Here is a 16,019-nt window from a genome sequence, read left to right as displayed (position 1 = left end):
TCGCCGAGGCGGTCGGAGGCCATGTCCATGCCGTAGACCTCCCAGTCGGTGGTCTCCAGGATGCGGCGCGTGAGGTGGTGGCCGATGAAGCCGTTGACACCAAGAATCAGGACCTTTTTCATCGGTTTTCCTCTCTGGACTGTGCAGTTGCGATGATGGATTGAAGGGCGGAAACGGTAACCGGCGCGGCGTGGTCGGCGGAGGCGCCTTCCAGCAGCGTACGGATATGCAGCAGGCCACCGTCGCCGCAGACGGCGACGATGCGGTCATCGGCCACGTGCAGCCCGGGAGGCAGCGCGGCGGTCGATGGCAGGGCGGGCAGGCGGCGCGCGGCGGCCACGATCAGGCGATGGCCGGCCAGCTCGGTGAACGCGCCCGGGTAGGGCGGCGCCACCGCGCGAATCAGGTTGTAGACGGCAGATGCCGGCTGGCGCCAGTCGATACGGCCGTCCTCGGGCCTGCGGCCCGAGAAGTAGCTGCCATCGGCGAGCCGGTTGGGGCGCTTGGGCGTATGGCCGCTCATCATGGCCGGCAGGGCGCGCCAGAGCGTCTGCTCGGCGGCGACGGTGACCTTCTCGAAGACCTCGCCGGCGGTGTCGTCGGGCAGGATCGGCACGGCAGTCTGGTCGACGATATAGCCGGCGTCGGGCTTGGCTTCCATCGCGTGCAGCGTGGCCCCGGTCTCGGTCTCGCCGTGCAGCACGGCCCAGTTCACCGGCACGCGGCCGCGATACTTGGGCAGCAGGGAGCCATGCATGTTGAACGCGCCGTGCGGCGCGATGGCCAGCACCTCGGCCGGAATCATCGCCCGGTAGTAGAACGAGAAGATGACATCGGGCCGGGCGGCGCGCACGGCCTCGGCCAGGGCCGGGTCGGTCGGGTCTTCGCCATGCAGGAAGGGGATGCCCAGTTCCACGGCGGTATCGGCCACGCGGCGGAACCAGATGTTCTCGTCGGGCCGGTCACGATGGGTGATCACCAGCGCCACGTCTACGCCCCGCGCGTGCAGCACGCGCAGGCAGCGGTCGCCGACGTTGTGGTACGCAAAGACTACCGCGCGCACGATTCCTCCACGGCGTTGTGGTCTTCCGGGGTCTTGAGCGGGTCACGCTCGAGCACGGCCTGGATGCGGTAGCGCGGGCGGTCGCGCACTTCCTGGTAGATCCGGCCCACGTATTCGCCAAGCAGGCCAATGCCGAACAGCATGATGCCGACGAGGAAGAAGTTCAGGGCGAACAGGGTGAACACACCCTGCACTTCCGAGCCGAGCAGGAAGCGCCGAATCAGCAGCACGACGAACAGGCCCGCCGACGAGATCGACAGCAGCGTGCCGATGGCCGAGAACCACTGCAGCGGCACGATCGAGAAGCCGGTGACGAGGTCGAAGTTGAGGCGGATCAGCTGGTAAAGCGAATACTTGGACTCCCCGGCGAAGCGCTGCTCGTGGCCCACCTCGATCTCGACCGGATTGGACGAGAACGTGTACGCCAGCGCCGGGATGAAGGTGTTGACCTCGCGGCAGGCGTTGATCGTGTCGATGATGTTGCGGTCGTAGGCGCGCAGCATGCAGCCCTGGTCCGTCATCTTGATCTTGGTGATGCGCTCGCGCAGCTGGTTCATCGCGCGCGACGCGTAGCGTCGGAACGCCGTGTCGTTGCGCTGGCGGCGGATGGTGCCCACGTAGTCGTGGCCCTGGCGCATGGCGGCCACCAGGCGCGGGATTTCCTCGGGCGGGTTCTGCAGGTCCGCGTCAAGCGTGATGACGATGCGCCCGCGCGTGTGCTCGAACCCGGCCAGGATGGCCATGTGCTGACCAAAGTTGCCGTTGAACAGCACCACGCGTGTGACGTCCGGGCGCTTGTGGAACTGCGCCGCCAGGATCTGCGGGGAGCGGTCATGGCTGCCGTCGTTGATGAAGATCAGCTCGTACGACTCGCCCATGGCGTCCATCGCCGGATAAAGGCGATCGAACAGCGCCTGCAGGCCATCCTCCTCGTTGTAGACGGGGACGACGACCGAGACCTCGACGGGGCTTAGAGAGAAAGGCGTTTGCATGTTTCGCTGAGAGTTGCGCATACCCGCTCCACGTCGGTGGCATGCATGGCAGGAAACAGCGGCAGCGTGACGATGCCGCGTCCGATGCGCTCGGCGTGGGGCAGCATGCCTTCGCGCCAGCCGAGTGAGCGGTAGTAAGTAAACAGGTGGATGGGCGGATAGTGGACACCCGTGCCGATGCCTTGCTCGCGCAGCGCCTCCATCACGTGGCTGCGTGCTTGCGCCGGGCCGCCGCGCAGGCGGTCCGTGGGCAGTACCACCTGGAACATGTGCCAGTTGGTGGTGGCGCCGACGGGGTCCAGCGGCAGCGGCAGCTCGATGCCAAGCTCGGCCAGCCCCGTGTCTGCGGCGCAGCGGAAGTAGGTCTCGGCCAGCGCGGCGCGCTTGGCGGTGATGGCGGCGAGCTTCGGCAGCTGCGCCAGCCCGATGGCAGCGTTGACGTCGGTCAGGTTGAACTTGCCGCCCGGCTCCTCCACGTCCATGCCGTCCATGCCCGTGCGGATCACGCCTTGCAGGCGCAGGCGCTCGGCGCGCAGGGCTTCCTCGGGCGAGTTCAGCACCAGGCAGCCGCCTTCGACGGTGGTGATGTTCTTGTTCGCCTGGAAGCTGAAGCTGGCCAGGTCGCCAAAGGCGCCGATGCGCTGGCCGCGCCAGCGGGAATCGATGGCCTGGGCGGCATCCTCGATCACGCGCAACTGGTGCTTGCCGGCGATGGCGTAGAGCCGGTCCATGTCCACGGGCAGGCCGGACAGGTAGACCGGCATGATGGCCCGCGTGCGCGGCGTGATGGCGGCCTCCACGGCGTCCAGGTCGAGGTTGCGGGTGCGCGGGTCGATATCGACGAACACCGGGCGGGCGCCCACGGCGAGCACCACGTTGGCCGTGGCCACCCAGGTGATCGGCGTGGTGATGACTTCGTCGCCCGGGCCGATATTGGCCACGCGCAGGGCGATCTCCATCGTGGCAGAGCCGTTGGCGAACGTCCGCACCGGCCGGCCGCCGAACACGTCGGACAGCGCCGCTTCAAACGCCTGCATCTTCGGGCCGGAAGTGATCCATCCGGAGGCAAGCACCTTGCCGACCTCGGCAATGGTCTCGGGGTCGATCTCGGGCCGCACGAACGGCAGGAAGGGCTGGGCTGCGGTAACGGTCATGGTTCTTAGTGGGGCACGGGGGCTCAGGCGCGCCCGTTCAGGATCGTGCAATCAGGAAAACTCCGGCCAGTATCAGCAGGATGCCGGCCACGCGCAAGGGACCGATCATCTCGCCAAACAGCCACCAGGCCGCCAGCGCGTTGACCACGTAGCCCAGCGAGAGCATGGGGTAGGCGATGGACACGTCCACGCGCGACAGCCCGACGATCCACACCGCCACGCTGACCACGTACAGCGTCAGGCCGCCGATCACCGGCCATTGCGTCAGCACGCGGAAGGCCGTGGTAAGCAGCGTGGCGCGGTCCAGCGTGATGGCCCCCACGGCATTGGTGCCGGCCTTGAGCAGCAACTGTGCGGCGGCGTTGAGCAGCACGCCGGTCAGGATGAAAGCAAAAGTCGAAAGCGTCATGACGCGGGCTTGGGTTCCGGAGTGCCTGCCGGGGCCGGGGCTCCGGACGGCGAAAAGTTGCTGACCACGACGCGCCGGCTATCGCGCGCCACCACATGCATCGGGACCTGCCGGGCCGACAGTTCGGCGTAGAGGCCCGGGTCCATGATGCCCAGCGCGGGCTGGCCGTCGCGCCAGCGCGCGATGAACTGGTCCAGCGTGGGAATCCACTGGTCCGGGGCCTGCTGCACGCCAAATTCAAGCTCATCGGGCTCCTCCACCATCGTCAGCGTATGGCCCAGGTAGAACGGCAGGGTATGGTCCAGCACCCGCACGCCATACAGGGGCATATCGTCTTTCAGCACGGCACGGATGGCGGGTACCAGGTCTACGCCGGATGCCCGCCGGCCCATGACTTCATGCCCCATCAGGCCGATCGTGCAGGTCAGGAACATCGCCAGCGCCCCCGCCGTGATGCTGGGAAACAGGCCACGTGACTGCAACAGCTTGCGCGCCAGTATCGTGCCGCCCAAGAGTACGGCAAACGCAACGCCCGTGTACACGGCAAACGTGCGGAAGACCTCGTTCGGGTTGGAGGGGCGATCCAGCGTGGCTACATATGGCGTGGCCAGCAGCCCCGCCACGGCCAGCACCATCAGCGCGTTGATCTGGCGCTGCCAGGAGCGCTCGGTGATGTCGTCCAGCGCCACGCCGGCCAGCATCGCCAGCGCAGGGAAGATCGGCACGATGTAACCGGGCAGCTTGGAGCCGGAAAGGCTGAAGAACACGAAGATGGCCACGGCCCAGACCAGCGCCATCAGCGCCGGCTGGAACGGCTTGCCGCCGGCCCCGCGCTCGGCCCCGGCGCGCTCGCGCACGGCGGTCCACATGCGCGGCGTCAGCCCCAGCCACGGCAGGAACCCCAGCAGCAGCAGCGGCACGAAGTACAACGGCGTGCCCTTGCGCGCATGCACGGTGGACGTATAGCGCTCCCAGTGCTCGTGAATGAAGAAGAAATGCGGGAATTCCGGATTACGCGATGAAATCAGCCAGAACCAGGGCACCGTGACGACCAGCATGGCGACGATGCCGGACACCAGATGCAGGCGCCGCCACAGGCCCAGATCGCGCGTGATCAAGGTGTACACCACAAGGGCGAGGCCCGGCAGCGCGATGCCGACCAAACCCTTGGTCAGGATGGCGACGCCCATGGCGACCCAGCAGGCCAGCATCCAGCCGCGACGGGCGGCGGGCGTGGCCTCCGGATGCTGGGCAAGCATCATGCAGGCCAGCACGCATGCGAGCGCGCCGGACAGTGTCATGTCGAGGGAATTGAAATGGCCGGCGATGCTCCACATCGGCGCCGCCAGCAGGGCCAGCCCGGCCAGCAGGCCGGCGCGCGCGCCGAACCAGCGCGTGGCGGCGAGCACCGTGACGCCCAGGCCGAGGAAGCCGGAGAGCGCCACGCACAGCCGTGCCTGCCAGTCGCCCACGCCGAAGGCCTCGTAGGCCAGCGTGGTGACCCACAGGTGGAACGGGGGCTTCTCGAAGTACTTCAGCGCGTTGTAGCGGATGGTCACCCAGTCGCCGCTGGCGAACATCTCGCGGGAGATCTCCGCGTAGCGGCCTTCATCCGGCTTCAGCAGGTGACGGGCGTCGAGCGTGCCGAACCAGACCAGCAAGATTGCGATGACGACCAGGACAATCATGCCGACGGGTAGCCCGGCATAGCGCGAGGGCGTGAAACTACGCATAACTCTCCTGAAATGGCCGGCGAACCGGAAGCGATGTGGGCCCCTGGTTGTGCAGCAGACACCACACAACGCCGCAAGGCTGAATTCGGTGGACACGCATTTCGCGCAGCGGTGAGAACCTCGGGGCCGAGGCCGGGTTCCCCTCTAATGCCCGGCCATGGCCGATTTGCTGCCTCGCCAGGTCACAAATTGGCGCGCAATGTTAGCATGCCGCGCCGGCGTCACCACCGGCCGGGATTCCCCGTGTGGCGGATTCGCGCAATACTGGCGGCAGCGCTGTGAAGCAATTTGTTCCAGCCGACCGGTTTGTCGAAAATAGCTGTCGAATACTCAGGAAACTACGATGAAAACGGCCCTGATGTCCTGTCTCTGTTTTAGCCTGCTTGCAGTGGCGAATGGAGCACATTCACAGGCGTCGGAGCCGGCTGCCCAAGCCGCCCAGTCCACCGATGCCGTGCCCGTCGCCGGCATCTCCCCCGTGCCCATGCCCGCCGGCGCAGCGCTGTGCGACGCCCCCTGGTTCCGCTCTGGCTCCCGCGTGCAGATGGAAGGCGACGGCGAGATGCCGATGTCGATCACCATGACCCTGCGCGACGTCATGCGCACGGCGCGGGGCTGCAGCGCCCAGCTTGAAGTGCGCTCCAAGTCGGCGCTGTCGGCGCTGATGGGCCCCCCGGTGGTGATGGACCAGGTGCACGAGATCAATATCGACCGCAGCAGCGCCACCATGCGCACGCGCATCGACAGCCGCAACGCGGTGATCAACGCCCGGGCGCGTTATGCGCGGATGTTCGGCGAGGCGTCCTTCACGGGCAGCGGCGTCTTCAACTATGCCGGCGTGGAGATCAAGGAGGGGGCGATGCTGGAGGGCGAGACCTTTCAGTCGAGCGTCTCGCTGAAGATCTACCCGCTCGGCGCCGACGAGGTGGTGGGCACGATGCAGGCGCTGCATGCCTCGATCATCGTCGGCTCGCGCACGGTGGGGCGCCGCCAGATGATCAATACCGTGATGGGGCGCAAGGAGTGCATGCCCATCACGTATGAGAAGCGCACCTCGCTGGGGCCGCTGATGGTGGGCGACGAGATCCTGCAACTGGAGCCGAGCGTGCTGCACGTCACCGACTGGTACTGCCCGATGGAGGCCTTCGTGCTGCGCACCGAAGTCCGCCAGAACAACAAGGTCCAGCGCGTGGACGTGACCTCGCTGGAGATGCTCGACCCCGAGGCCACAGCGGGGCGCTGAGGCCAGCGTCCGCCCAATAAAAAACCCCCCAATACCTTGGGGGGTCTGCTTCCGCACGGGAAGATCCGTGGCCAGCTTGGCCTGCAAGCGGCCAGTCAGTTGCCCTGCGTGGGCTTCTTGGTGGTCTTCTTGGCCTTGTCCTTCTTCGGCTGGCCCGACTGGTCCACCAGATCCGCGCGCGTGCTCTTGTTCGCGCCCTGGCTGTACGGGTCGAACTTGTCGCCGGACTTCGCACCCTGGCTGTAGGTGTCGAATTTCTCGCCAGCCTTCGCGCCTTGCGAGTACGGGTCGAACTGCTTCTTGTCCTGTGCGATGGCCGCCACGGAGGCGGTAGCCAGGCCCAGCGCAACTGCGGTGGCGATGATCTTGTTCATGGGATCTCCTGAATGGTGCCGCCTTCCGGCGGTTCGCGTTGTGCGGGCTTACCGGCCAGTAAACGGCATGTCAGCCACGCTCGGGGCAGTGTGTCCAAGCCCGGCGAAGCCGTCAACTCAGGGGTTTTCCGGGGGCGGCAGCAGTGTGCCGCCCCGTGCTGGATCGCAGAAAGTGCTTATTCGGTCACGGCGTCAGAGGGGTGCTTCCAGGCCAGGGTGACCTCGGTCGAAGGCGCCAGCGCGAGGTTGGTGCCACGCGCGCCAATCGGCTGCTGGAACCAGCGCTTTTGCAGCGCGGCGGCGTCCGGCGAGGCGAACGTGGCGGCCAGCGCCTGATCGACCAGCCGCTTCCACTCCGGGTCAGCCTTGGACATCATCAGCGCGTTCTGCTCCACGGACAGCGCCGGGCCGACGATCACGAACTGCGACGGGTCCTTCGACTTGGCGCGCAGCCCGGCCAGCAGCACATCGTCCATGACGAAAGCCTGGGCGCGGCCCGTCTCCAGCAGCAGGAACGATTCGCCGTGATCCTTGGCGTAGACGTCCCGATAGCCATAATCGGCCTTCAGGCGCCGCACGTGGCGGTCGCCGGTGGAGCCGGCGCTGGTCACCACGGTCTTGCCGCGCAGGTCCTCGAACGACTTGATGCCCGAATCGGCCCGCACCAGCATCCGCACGGTGGATACATAGTGCGAGACGCTGAACGCCACCTGTTTCTGGCGCTCCAGCGTATTGGTATTGGGCGCGCAGTCGAGGTCCACCAGCCCGTTGACGACGGCCGGAATGCGGTTCTGCGGCGTCAGCGGCAGCCAGCGCACCTTGATGTCCTTCAATCCCGCCTTCACCCGCGCGGCCTCGGCAGCACGCAGGCACAGATCCACCGCATACCCGGCCGGCTGCCCCTTGTCATCGGCAAACGAGAACGGCAGCGCCGACTCCCGGTAGCCGAGCGTAATCGTGCCCGTCTCACGAATCTTGTTGAGGACCGGACTATCGGCATGGGCGGCGGCAGGCGCCACCACCCCGGCGAGCAGGGCAGCGGCGGCGATCAGGCGTTGCAGGGACGAAAACGAGGCAAACGGCGACATGTGGGATTGGGGCGCTGACGAAAGCGGCAAGGGTATACCCGAGCCTGCGACGCAGGAAGGATATTCTCGTCATAAGCAAATGCCCGGTTTTGGGGAACGGGCTGCCCTAGGTCAGCTGGGAGCCGTCGTAGGCCATCAGCGCCCAGACCACGGCAAAGGGGAGCGCGCACAGGATGCGGGTCCGCATTCGGGCGCGCCTGGCAAGCAGGGACCAGAGGGCGAGGGTGCTGGTGGTCCATGTGGCGACGCACGCGATCAGGTAGTTTTGCTGTGATTTATACGCCCACATCGAAGCCGCCGGGCCTTCTGCGCCAAATGGGTACTCATGCGGCACGGTCCATGCGCTCCATATTTCGAAGGGCTCGATAAAGGCGATGAACCCGAGAATAGTCCCCAGCACGCATTTAATAGCGAACTTCCAGTTCCATGTTTTTGGCATAATACATAAACTCTTTTGCGAACGAATCCATCGAACTGGTCAGATCAATGCAGCCCGCTGACCCTGGAAACCACCCGCCATGAATGGTGAAGCCGCTGCGTCCGTGTAACACCGTTCCCGGCAACGGACGCAGGCCTACGCGTCTTCGCCCCCAGGCTATCGTGCAGCCTGGCCACCGTCCCTTGTCCCAGTTGATGTATTTCAAAACGCAAGCCGCGCGGTTAAAGATGTTGGTTTCCTCCCATTTCTGGAAGTCGCTTTGGAGGGCCAGATATCGTCCTTCGGGAATGGGTCCGCTATACCCGTCCGCCTGGTACTCCTTGGTATTGAATCCGGATTTCCCCGATGTGGCGGACCACCGCCTGCCATTCCCGTTTTCGATCCAATGCAGCACTCTCCCGTCGAATAACAGTCTGGCCCGCCTCATATCGATGCGTCGGGCAGTTCCTTCGAGATCCAGAAGCTTCGAGGTCCCGCCGCAGAAAATGATTGTTTCTGATTTCGTTTTCCATGCGCGGGTCTGTAGCACCGGGGTTGAACCAGCAGACTTTCTACCCTCGCCCTGCCTGAGCGGTCTATCAGACCCGCCCAAAACTCGTGCATGGTTTGACTTCCATCATGGCCGGCGCGCCGGAACGCCTAACCTTGTTACACCCGTAACCTTTGACCCCCATCCCTCCCTGCACCAACAAGGTACAATCCCGCACCTTTGTATCGTACTCATAACAAATGGGCACCCGTCCTTCTCGTTTGGCGTGCATAGACGCGCTGAAGGCGGTCAGCTCACAGCTGATCGTGTTGCACCATCTGGCCTTCTACGGGCCGATGTCCGATGCCGCGCAGTCCCTCGCCCCGGGGCTGATCAGCTGGCTGGCCGACTATGCGCGCATTGCCGTGCAGGTCTTTCTTGTCGTCAGCGGCTTCCTGGCCGCGCGCAGCCTGGCGCCGGGCGGCTTCCTGACCGCCGCGAATCCGCTGGGGACGATCTGGCGTCGTTACCAGAAGCTGGTGGTGCCGTTTGCCGCCGCCATCCTCGTGGCGATTGCCGGGGCTGCGCTCGCGCGCGCCTGGATGACACATGACTCCATTCCGGCTGCCCCGCATCTGACGCAGTTCGTCGCGCATCTGCTGCTGCTGCACAACATTCTCGATGTGGACGCGTTGTCCGCCGGCGTCTGGTATATCGCCATCGACCTGCAACTGTTCGCGCTGCTGGTGATCGTGCTGTGGGTGGCACGCGCCGCGCCGGGCCGGCGCCTGCCGTGGGGCATGGCGCTGGTGGGTGCACTGGCCGTGGCGTCGCTGTTCTGGTTCAACCGCGATGCCAGCTGGGATATCTGGGCGATCTATTTCTTCGGTGCCTATGGCATGGGCACGCTGGCGTACTGGGTGTCGAACCCGGAGCGCTCGCCGATGGCGCTGATCCTGCTGGCCTCGGTAGGCGTGGCGGCGCTGGTGGTGGACTTCCGGCTGCGCATCGCGGTGGCGCTGGCCACGGCGCTGCTACTGGCCATCTCCCGGCGCGGGGACTGGCTGGAGCGCTGGCCCGGCGGTCGTCTGGCGGGTTTCTGGGCCTATTTCGGCAAGATTTCCTATTCAGTCTTCCTGGTCCATTTTCCGGTCTGTCTGGTGGTCAACGCGGCGGTTTCTCACCTTGCGCCGGGCCAGCCCGTGCTCAATGCACTGGGCATGGGCGCCGCCTGGGTCGCCAGCAACCTGGCCGGGGCGGTGTTCCATCGCTATGTGGAATCGGTCGATGTCCTTCAGGTGCTGCGCGAGGCGATCTGGCCGACGCGCGAGAAGTCGGTCACTTCCGAAGCCTGACTTCGGTCCTTCAGCTGTAAGTCGGCGCCAGCGTCTTGCGGGCGGTCGGGTCCTCGATCACCCGGTTCCAGTCCGCGGGCGCACCGTGCGACATCCCGCCCACGGGCACCATGCCCGTTGCCTTGCCCGAGGGCAGCACACACCGGACGCGCGGCCCGGGTGCGCGCTGGGCCTCGCCGGCCTGCGCCGGCACCGTCACGCAGGACGCAGGCAGCGGGCTAGCCGATGCCGCGTGCGCCGCCACGGGCGTCAATACGCTGATGGATGCGGCGACTGCCGCTAAGGCGGATAGTAATTTCACGATGTACTCCATGCTGTGGCTGGCCCCATCTGGGGCGCGACTCAGCCAGTATGGAAAATGCGCATCGACCTCGACATAGCCGAAATACGAAATTAGCCCATCGCCCTGATGGTGCCCGCCGCCTCGCCTTGGCGCGGGCAACGCACTGCCACGGTGCGTTCGGCGCAACACCTACCGTAACAACCCCACTTGGGCGATGGCACGAACGTTGCCTAGTATGGAGATACAAACCTGACCATTTGGTCAGGATTCCTGATACCGGGGCATCCGGGGAAGAGGCTGTCATGTCCGATCACATCGTCCTGACCTCGCACGCGCGCCGCGACAAGCCGGCCGAGCCGATCCACTGGGGCGCCCCCACGGCGGCCGAGCGTGGACCGGTCATCGCCAGCCTCACGGACCCCACGCGCCGCAATGTGATCGGCACCCACGCCGGGGCCTATGCGATCTATCGCGCGCTGGCGGTGGCCTCGGGCAGCCTGCAGCGCGCGCATCGTCCGGATTTGACCGACACGGCGCCGGCCGAGTCCATCGGGCCCCATGCCCAGTGGGGCGATCCGGACAAGATCGTGTCGCTCGACCCCTGGGGCCACCTCGTCTCCACCGTCTTCGCAGACCGGATCGCCGCCGGCGTGGACATCCGCCCGACCATTGCCGTCACGCGCGCCCATATCAATATGCCGGAGCTGACGGCGGCCATTGCCGCCGGCCGTCTGGTGCCCGATGGCGAGATCCTCTATCCCAATGGCGATGTGCGCGTGACCAAGGCTGCCGTGGACCCGGTCTGGTACCTGCCGGGGCTGGCGCGGCGCTTCGATATCAAGGAAAGCATCCTGCGGCGCAGCCTGTTCGAGCAGACCGGCGGCATGTTCCCGGAACTCGTGACGCGGCCTGATCTCAAGGTCTTCCTGCCTCCCATCGGTGGCATGACGCTCTATTTCTTCGGCGATGTGGCCAAGTTGGGCCAGCCGGAGACCCGCGTGGCCTGCCGCGTGCACGACGAATGCAATGGATCGGATGTCTTCGGGTCCGATATCTGCACGTGCAGGCCCTATCTGGCGCACGGCATCGAGGTTTGTATCGAGATGGCGCAGCAGGGCGGCGTGGGCCTGGTGGTCTATAACCGAAAGGAGGGCCGCGCGTTGGGCGAGGTGACCAAGTTCCTGGTCTACAACGCGCGCAAGCGCCAGGTGGGCGGCGACCGTGCCGAGACCTACTTCGCGCGGACCGAATGCGTGGCGGGGGTGCAGGACATGCGGTTCCAGGAACTGATGCCCGACGTCTTCCACTGGCTGGGCATCCGGCGGATCGACCGCTGGGCGTCCATGAGCAATATGAAACATGGCGCGCTGACCGCGCAGGGCATCGAGGTGGTGGAGCAGGTGGCCATCCCCGAGGCGCTGATCCCGGCCGACGCGCGCGTGGAAATCGATGCAAAGGTGGCGGCGGGGTACTTCACGCGGTACACGCCGCCTGACGCCGACGAACTCGCCCTGGCAAAGGGCAGGGGGTTGAACGAATGAACCAGTATCCCGAAGGCGGGCAGGACGCACGGATCGATGACGATGGCAGCGGCTGGCACACCCCGGTGCCGCCCGGCCATCCCGCCTCGGCCCTGTTGTGCGCGGAGGCCGTGCGCAGCCGGTGCGCCGTCGTAACGGAGTACGTGGCGTCGGGCGAGTCGGCGCTCTTTACGTGGCATCCAGACCGGGTGCACGCCGTGGCGGACTACGTGGCGGCCACCATCCGGCGCCGCTACCGCGACCTCAAGGTGCCGTACCACAGCCGCTGGCGCCATTTCGAGAGCGGCGGCCCGGGCGAGGAGAAGCTCGACCGCTGGCAGATTCTGTGCGAGCGGGCGGGCATGTCTGGCGCCGACCATTGCGAGGAACGCGCGCGCATCGGTATCGATCTAGTGATTCCGAGCGTGCTGCTCGATGCCGGTGCCGGCCCCGACTGGCGCTACCGCGACCCGGCCAGCGACCTGATGCTGACCCGCTCCGAAGGGCTCGGCGTGGCCAGCTTCGATCTCTTCGCGCGGGGCGGTTTCTCCGCAGAGCATGGCGATCCGCTGCGCGCCGATGGCGAACGGCTGGCGCGCATGGATGCCTCGACCATCGCCACCGCCTTCCAGGTGGCCGCGCACAACCCGCTGGTGGGCCTGGAAGGCCGCGCCGGCCTGTTGCGCCGGCTGGGCGAGGTGGTGCAGGCCACCCCGGCCGTCTTCGGCACGCCGGCCCGGCTCGGCAATCTGTACGACTACCTGGCCAAACATGCCGTCGATGGCCGCATCGAGGCCAGCTTCGTGCTGCGCACGCTGCTGGTGGCGCTCGGGCCGGTCTGGCCGGGCCGCGTGCAGCTCGATGGCATCTCGCTGGGCGATTGCTGGCGCCACGAAGCCGCGCCGGACGGGCTGGTGCCGTTCCACAAGCTCACCCAGTGGCTGACCTATTCGCTGCTGGAGCCGCTCGAGGACGCCGGCCTCACCGTCACCGGGCTCGACGCCCTGACCGGCCTGCCCGAGTACCGCAACGGCGGCCTGCTGTTCGACTTCGAGCTGATGGTGCCGCGCAACCCCGATTTCGCGGCGGGCACGCACACGGTGGATGAGCCGGTGATTGTGGAATGGCGCGCGCTGACCGTGACCGGGCTCGACCTCGTGGCCGAAGGGGTGCGGCAGGCGCTCGGCGTCACCCAGGAGGATTTCCCGCTGGCGCGGGTTCTGGAGGGCGGCACCTGGGCCGCGGGCCGGCGCATTGCCGCGCAGCGCAGGCCGGGCGGCACGCCCCCGTTCGCAATCCAGAGCGACGGTACGGTGTTCTGACGAGGACCGGTTTTCACCAACATTTTTGCAGGCAGCCGGGCGCGGCGGGCCAGTGGCCCGTCGTGCCTGATAACACCAGCGAGTCGACCCAAGGAGCGCACCATGAATGACCTGTCCGCCGTGCCCACGGCCGCGCAAGCCATTGCCGATACTGAGACGTCGCCGTCCCCCATGGTGATGGTGGTCAATCACCCGCTGGTGCAGCACAAGGTCACGCTGGCGCGCAGCGAGGACACCACCACCGACAACTTCCGCCGCCTGGTGCGCGAGATCAGCCAGCTGCTGACCTACGAGGCCACGCGTGACCTGGCGATGGAGACCATCGCCATCAAGACGCCGATCGCGCCGATGATGTCGCCGGTGCTGTCGGGCAAGAAGCTCTGCCTGGTGTCGATCCTGCGCGCCGGCAACGGCTTCCTGGACGGCATGCTCGACCTCCTGCCCGCCGCGCGCGTTGGCCATATCGGGCTCTACCGTGACCCGGAAACGCTGGAGCCCATCGAGTATTACTTCAAGATGCCGGAAGACATCCATGAACGCATGGTGATCGTGGTGGACCCGATGCTGGCCACCGGCAACTCGGCCATCGCGGCGCTGAACCGGCTCAAGGAGGCCGGCGTGACGACCATGAAGTACGTCTGCCTGATTGCCTCCCGCCCGGGGCTCCAGGCGCTGCGCGCGGCGCACCCGGACGTGGCCATCGTCACGGCGGCCATCGACGAGCAGCTGAACGAGCACGGCTACATCGTGCCGGGCCTCGGCGATGCCGGCGACCGGCTCTACGGCACAAAATAATGGACGCGCTGGTCGCGCCCGCCGCCCGCGAAGCGGCCGGCCGCATTCGGCAGGAGAACGAGGCGCTGATCCTGCGCGCGGCGGAGTATGTGTTCGCCCGCGCGGGCTTCGCCGGGGCGACGATGGCCGACATCGCCCTGCGCGCCGGCGTGCCGAAGTCGAACCTGCACTACTACTTCCGCACCAAGCAGGCGCTGTATCGCGCGGTGCTGGCCCACACGCTGCAACTGTGGCTGTCCGAGACGGACATCATCAGCGTGGACTATCCGCCCGAGGTGGCGTTGGAGCATTACATCCGCGCCAAGATGCGGCTTTCCGCCAGCCACCCGGACGCCTCGCGCGTGTTTGCCAACGAATTGCTCCATGGCGCGCCCGAGATCGGTGGTGTGCTGCGTGAGGCACTCCGTGAGCTGGTGGCGCGCAAGTCGGGGGTGATCCGCGCCTGGATCGCCGGCGGGCAGATGGCGGCGGTAGATCCGCAGCACCTGTTTTTCACGATCTGGGCCGCCACGCAGACCTATGCCGACTTCGAAACCCAGATCTGCGCCGTACTGGGGGTGAAGCGGCTGGACGCCCAGGACTTCCAGCAGGCCACCGAGCATCTGGTGGCCTTGCTGCTGCGCGGCTGCGGGCTCGAGCCAGCGTCCGCCCGCGCGCATGGCATGGCCTGATGCCGGGCAGAAAGAACAAGAATTCCAACGCAGTACTCGATCACGCGCAACGACGCGAAAGGGGAGTGAAGTCATGCCTATTGAAAGCTATCGCCGCACCTGGCTGAAAGTGGCGGCGGGGGCCGCGCTGGCGGGTATCGTGGCCCTCGGCGTCACGCCGCTGGCCTACGCCCAGGCAAAAGTGAAGGTGGCCGCGGTGTACACGGTGCCGGTGGAGCAGCAGTGGGTCTCGCGCATCCACAAGGCGCTGAACGAAGCCAAGGCGCGCGGCGAGATCGACTATGTGTTCTCGGAAAGCGTGTCGAATGCCGACTACGAGCGCGTGCTGCGCCAGTACGCGGAGCAGGGCTCGGGGCTGATCGTGGGCGAGTCGTTCGCCGTGGAGGCCGCCGCGCGCAAGGTGGCCAAGGACTACCCGAAGGTCGGCTTCCTGATGGGCTCCTCGGGCAAGCCGCAGGCGCCGAATTTCTCGGTGTTCGACAACTACATCCAGGAACCGTCCTACCTCACCGGCATGATCGCGGGCGGCATGACCAAGACCAACCACATCGGCATGGTCGGCGGTTATGCCATTCCCGAGGTGAACCGGCTGATGCACGCGTTCATGGAAGGCGCGCGCGAGGTGAACCCGAAGGTGAAGTTCACGGTGAGCTTCATCGGCTCCTGGTTTGATCCGCCCAAGGCCAAGGAAGCGGCCTTCGCCATGATCGACAAGGGGGCGGACGTGCTCTACGCCGAGCGCTTTGGGGTTTCCGACGCCGCCAAGGAGCGCGGCAAGCTGGCCATCGGCAACGTGATCAACACCCAGCCGCAGTACCCGGCCACGGTGGTGGCCTCGGCGCTGTGGAACATGGAGCCGACGATTGGCGCCGCGCTGGCCAAGGTCAAGGCTGGCCAGTTCAAGAACGAGGACTACGGCCAGTATTCCTTGATGAAGGTCAAGGGCGCCGAACTGGCACCGCTGGGCACCTTCGAGGGCAAGGTGCCGGCTGACGTGATGGCCAAGGTCCGCGCCAAGGAGCGCGCCATCCTCGATGGCAAGTTCACGGTCAAGGTGGTGGAAACGGAGCCGAAGTCCACGCCGTAACGCCCGGATCGCGCCCCTTTCC

The 16,019-nt window shown here is 66.4% G+C and carries 17 protein-coding genes; 7 read left to right on the top strand and 10 right to left on the bottom strand.

Going from position 1 to position 16,019, the window contains the following annotated elements:
- The 6 genes from SB751_RS14865 to SB751_RS14840 all read right to left on the bottom strand — a co-directional run.
- The coding region (locus SB751_RS14865) for an NAD-dependent epimerase/dehydratase family protein (protein ID WP_410748198.1) at window positions 1-122 on the bottom strand (122 nt) is incomplete at its 3' end.
- Window positions 119-1,063 (bottom strand): formyltransferase, encoded by a 945-nt coding sequence (locus SB751_RS14860; RefSeq protein WP_144202358.1) that lies wholly within the window; start codon window positions 1,061-1,063, stop codon window positions 119-121. The genes SB751_RS14865 and SB751_RS14860, both read right to left, overlap by 4 nt.
- Window positions 1,051-2,055: a glycosyltransferase gene (locus SB751_RS14855; protein WP_144202356.1), complete on the bottom strand. Its 1,005-nt coding sequence runs from the start codon at window positions 2,053-2,055 to the stop codon at window positions 1,051-1,053. The genes SB751_RS14860 and SB751_RS14855 overlap by 13 nt, the downstream gene beginning before the upstream one ends.
- Window positions 2,034-3,209: a DegT/DnrJ/EryC1/StrS family aminotransferase gene (locus SB751_RS14850; RefSeq protein WP_410748193.1), complete on the bottom strand. Its 1,176-nt coding sequence runs from the start codon at window positions 3,207-3,209 to the stop codon at window positions 2,034-2,036. Before SB751_RS14850 ends, SB751_RS14855 begins: the two co-directional genes overlap by 22 nt.
- A gap of 37 nt (window positions 3,210-3,246) precedes the next feature.
- Window positions 3,247-3,618, bottom strand: coding sequence for a DMT family transporter (locus SB751_RS14845; protein WP_144202352.1), 372 nt, complete (start codon window positions 3,616-3,618; stop codon window positions 3,247-3,249).
- Window positions 3,615-5,351 (bottom strand): glycosyltransferase family 39 protein, encoded by a 1,737-nt coding sequence (locus tag SB751_RS14840; RefSeq protein ID WP_410748192.1) that lies wholly within the window; start codon window positions 5,349-5,351, stop codon window positions 3,615-3,617. The genes SB751_RS14845 and SB751_RS14840 overlap by 4 nt, the downstream gene beginning before the upstream one ends.
- Window positions 5,352-5,694: 343 nt before the next feature.
- On the opposite strand from SB751_RS14840, the gene SB751_RS14835 reads away from it, so the two are divergent.
- Window positions 5,695-6,594: a hypothetical protein gene (locus SB751_RS14835; RefSeq protein WP_144202347.1), complete on the top strand. Its 900-nt coding sequence runs from the start codon at window positions 5,695-5,697 to the stop codon at window positions 6,592-6,594.
- A gap of 95 nt (window positions 6,595-6,689) precedes the next feature.
- Here SB751_RS14835 and SB751_RS14830 read toward each other — a convergent pair whose 3' ends face one another.
- From SB751_RS14830 to SB751_RS14820, 3 genes are all read right to left on the bottom strand, one after another.
- Complete coding sequence (locus SB751_RS14830) at window positions 6,690-6,968, bottom strand: amino acid ABC transporter permease (protein ID WP_144202345.1); 279 nt, start codon at window positions 6,966-6,968, stop codon at window positions 6,690-6,692.
- 176 nt (window positions 6,969-7,144) lie between these two features.
- Window positions 7,145-8,056 (bottom strand): amino acid ABC transporter substrate-binding protein, encoded by a 912-nt coding sequence (locus SB751_RS14825; protein ID WP_250025924.1) that lies wholly within the window; start codon window positions 8,054-8,056, stop codon window positions 7,145-7,147.
- 106 nt (window positions 8,057-8,162) lie between these two features.
- Window positions 8,163-8,495 carry a hypothetical protein gene (locus tag SB751_RS14820; protein WP_144202341.1) on the bottom strand — a complete coding sequence of 111 codons (333 nt, stop codon included), beginning with the start codon at window positions 8,493-8,495 and terminating at the stop codon, window positions 8,163-8,165.
- A 729-nt stretch (window positions 8,496-9,224) separates the two neighbouring features.
- On the opposite strand from SB751_RS14820, the gene SB751_RS14815 reads away from it, so the two are divergent.
- Window positions 9,225-10,319 carry an acyltransferase family protein gene (locus tag SB751_RS14815; RefSeq protein ID WP_211942552.1) on the top strand — a complete coding sequence of 365 codons (1,095 nt, stop codon included), beginning with the start codon at window positions 9,225-9,227 and terminating at the stop codon, window positions 10,317-10,319.
- Between the two features lie 10 nt (window positions 10,320-10,329).
- Here SB751_RS14815 and SB751_RS14810 read toward each other — a convergent pair whose 3' ends face one another.
- Window positions 10,330-10,620 carry a hypothetical protein gene (locus tag SB751_RS14810; RefSeq protein ID WP_410748191.1) on the bottom strand — a complete coding sequence of 97 codons (291 nt, stop codon included), beginning with the start codon at window positions 10,618-10,620 and terminating at the stop codon, window positions 10,330-10,332.
- Window positions 10,621-10,904: 284 nt separating this feature from the next.
- On the opposite strand from SB751_RS14810, the gene SB751_RS14805 reads away from it, so the two are divergent.
- The 5 genes from SB751_RS14805 to SB751_RS14785 all read left to right on the top strand — a co-directional run bounded on the left by SB751_RS14805 (window position 10,905) and on the right by SB751_RS14785 (window position 15,997).
- A complete protein-coding gene (locus SB751_RS14805; protein WP_144202333.1) occupies window positions 10,905-12,143 on the top strand; it encodes a GTP cyclohydrolase II in 1,239 nt (412 codons plus the stop codon).
- The gene (locus SB751_RS14800) at window positions 12,140-13,444 is read left to right on the top strand and encodes a URC4/urg3 family protein (protein WP_144202331.1); all 1,305 of its coding nucleotides are present in this window, start codon (window positions 12,140-12,142) and stop codon (window positions 13,442-13,444) included. Before SB751_RS14805 ends, SB751_RS14800 begins: the two co-directional genes overlap by 4 nt.
- A 102-nt stretch (window positions 13,445-13,546) precedes the next feature.
- The gene (upp, locus tag SB751_RS14795; RefSeq protein WP_410748190.1) at window positions 13,547-14,239 is read left to right on the top strand and encodes a uracil phosphoribosyltransferase; all 693 of its coding nucleotides are present in this window, start codon (window positions 13,547-13,549) and stop codon (window positions 14,237-14,239) included.
- Window positions 14,239-14,910 (top strand): TetR/AcrR family transcriptional regulator, encoded by a 672-nt coding sequence (locus SB751_RS14790; protein ID WP_092300696.1) that lies wholly within the window; start codon window positions 14,239-14,241, stop codon window positions 14,908-14,910. Before upp ends, SB751_RS14790 begins: the two co-directional genes overlap by 1 nt.
- A 73-nt stretch (window positions 14,911-14,983) precedes the next feature.
- Window positions 14,984-15,997: a BMP family protein gene (locus SB751_RS14785; protein WP_144202327.1), complete on the top strand. Its 1,014-nt coding sequence runs from the start codon at window positions 14,984-14,986 to the stop codon at window positions 15,995-15,997.
- Window positions 15,998-16,019: the final 22 nt, after the last annotated feature.

The organism is Cupriavidus sp. SIMBA_020 (assembly GCF_046535395.1).
GTDB classification, from domain to species: Bacteria; Pseudomonadota; Gammaproteobacteria; order Burkholderiales; family Burkholderiaceae; genus Cupriavidus; species Cupriavidus campinensis.
This window is presented reverse-complemented; position numbering and strand designations above follow the sequence as displayed.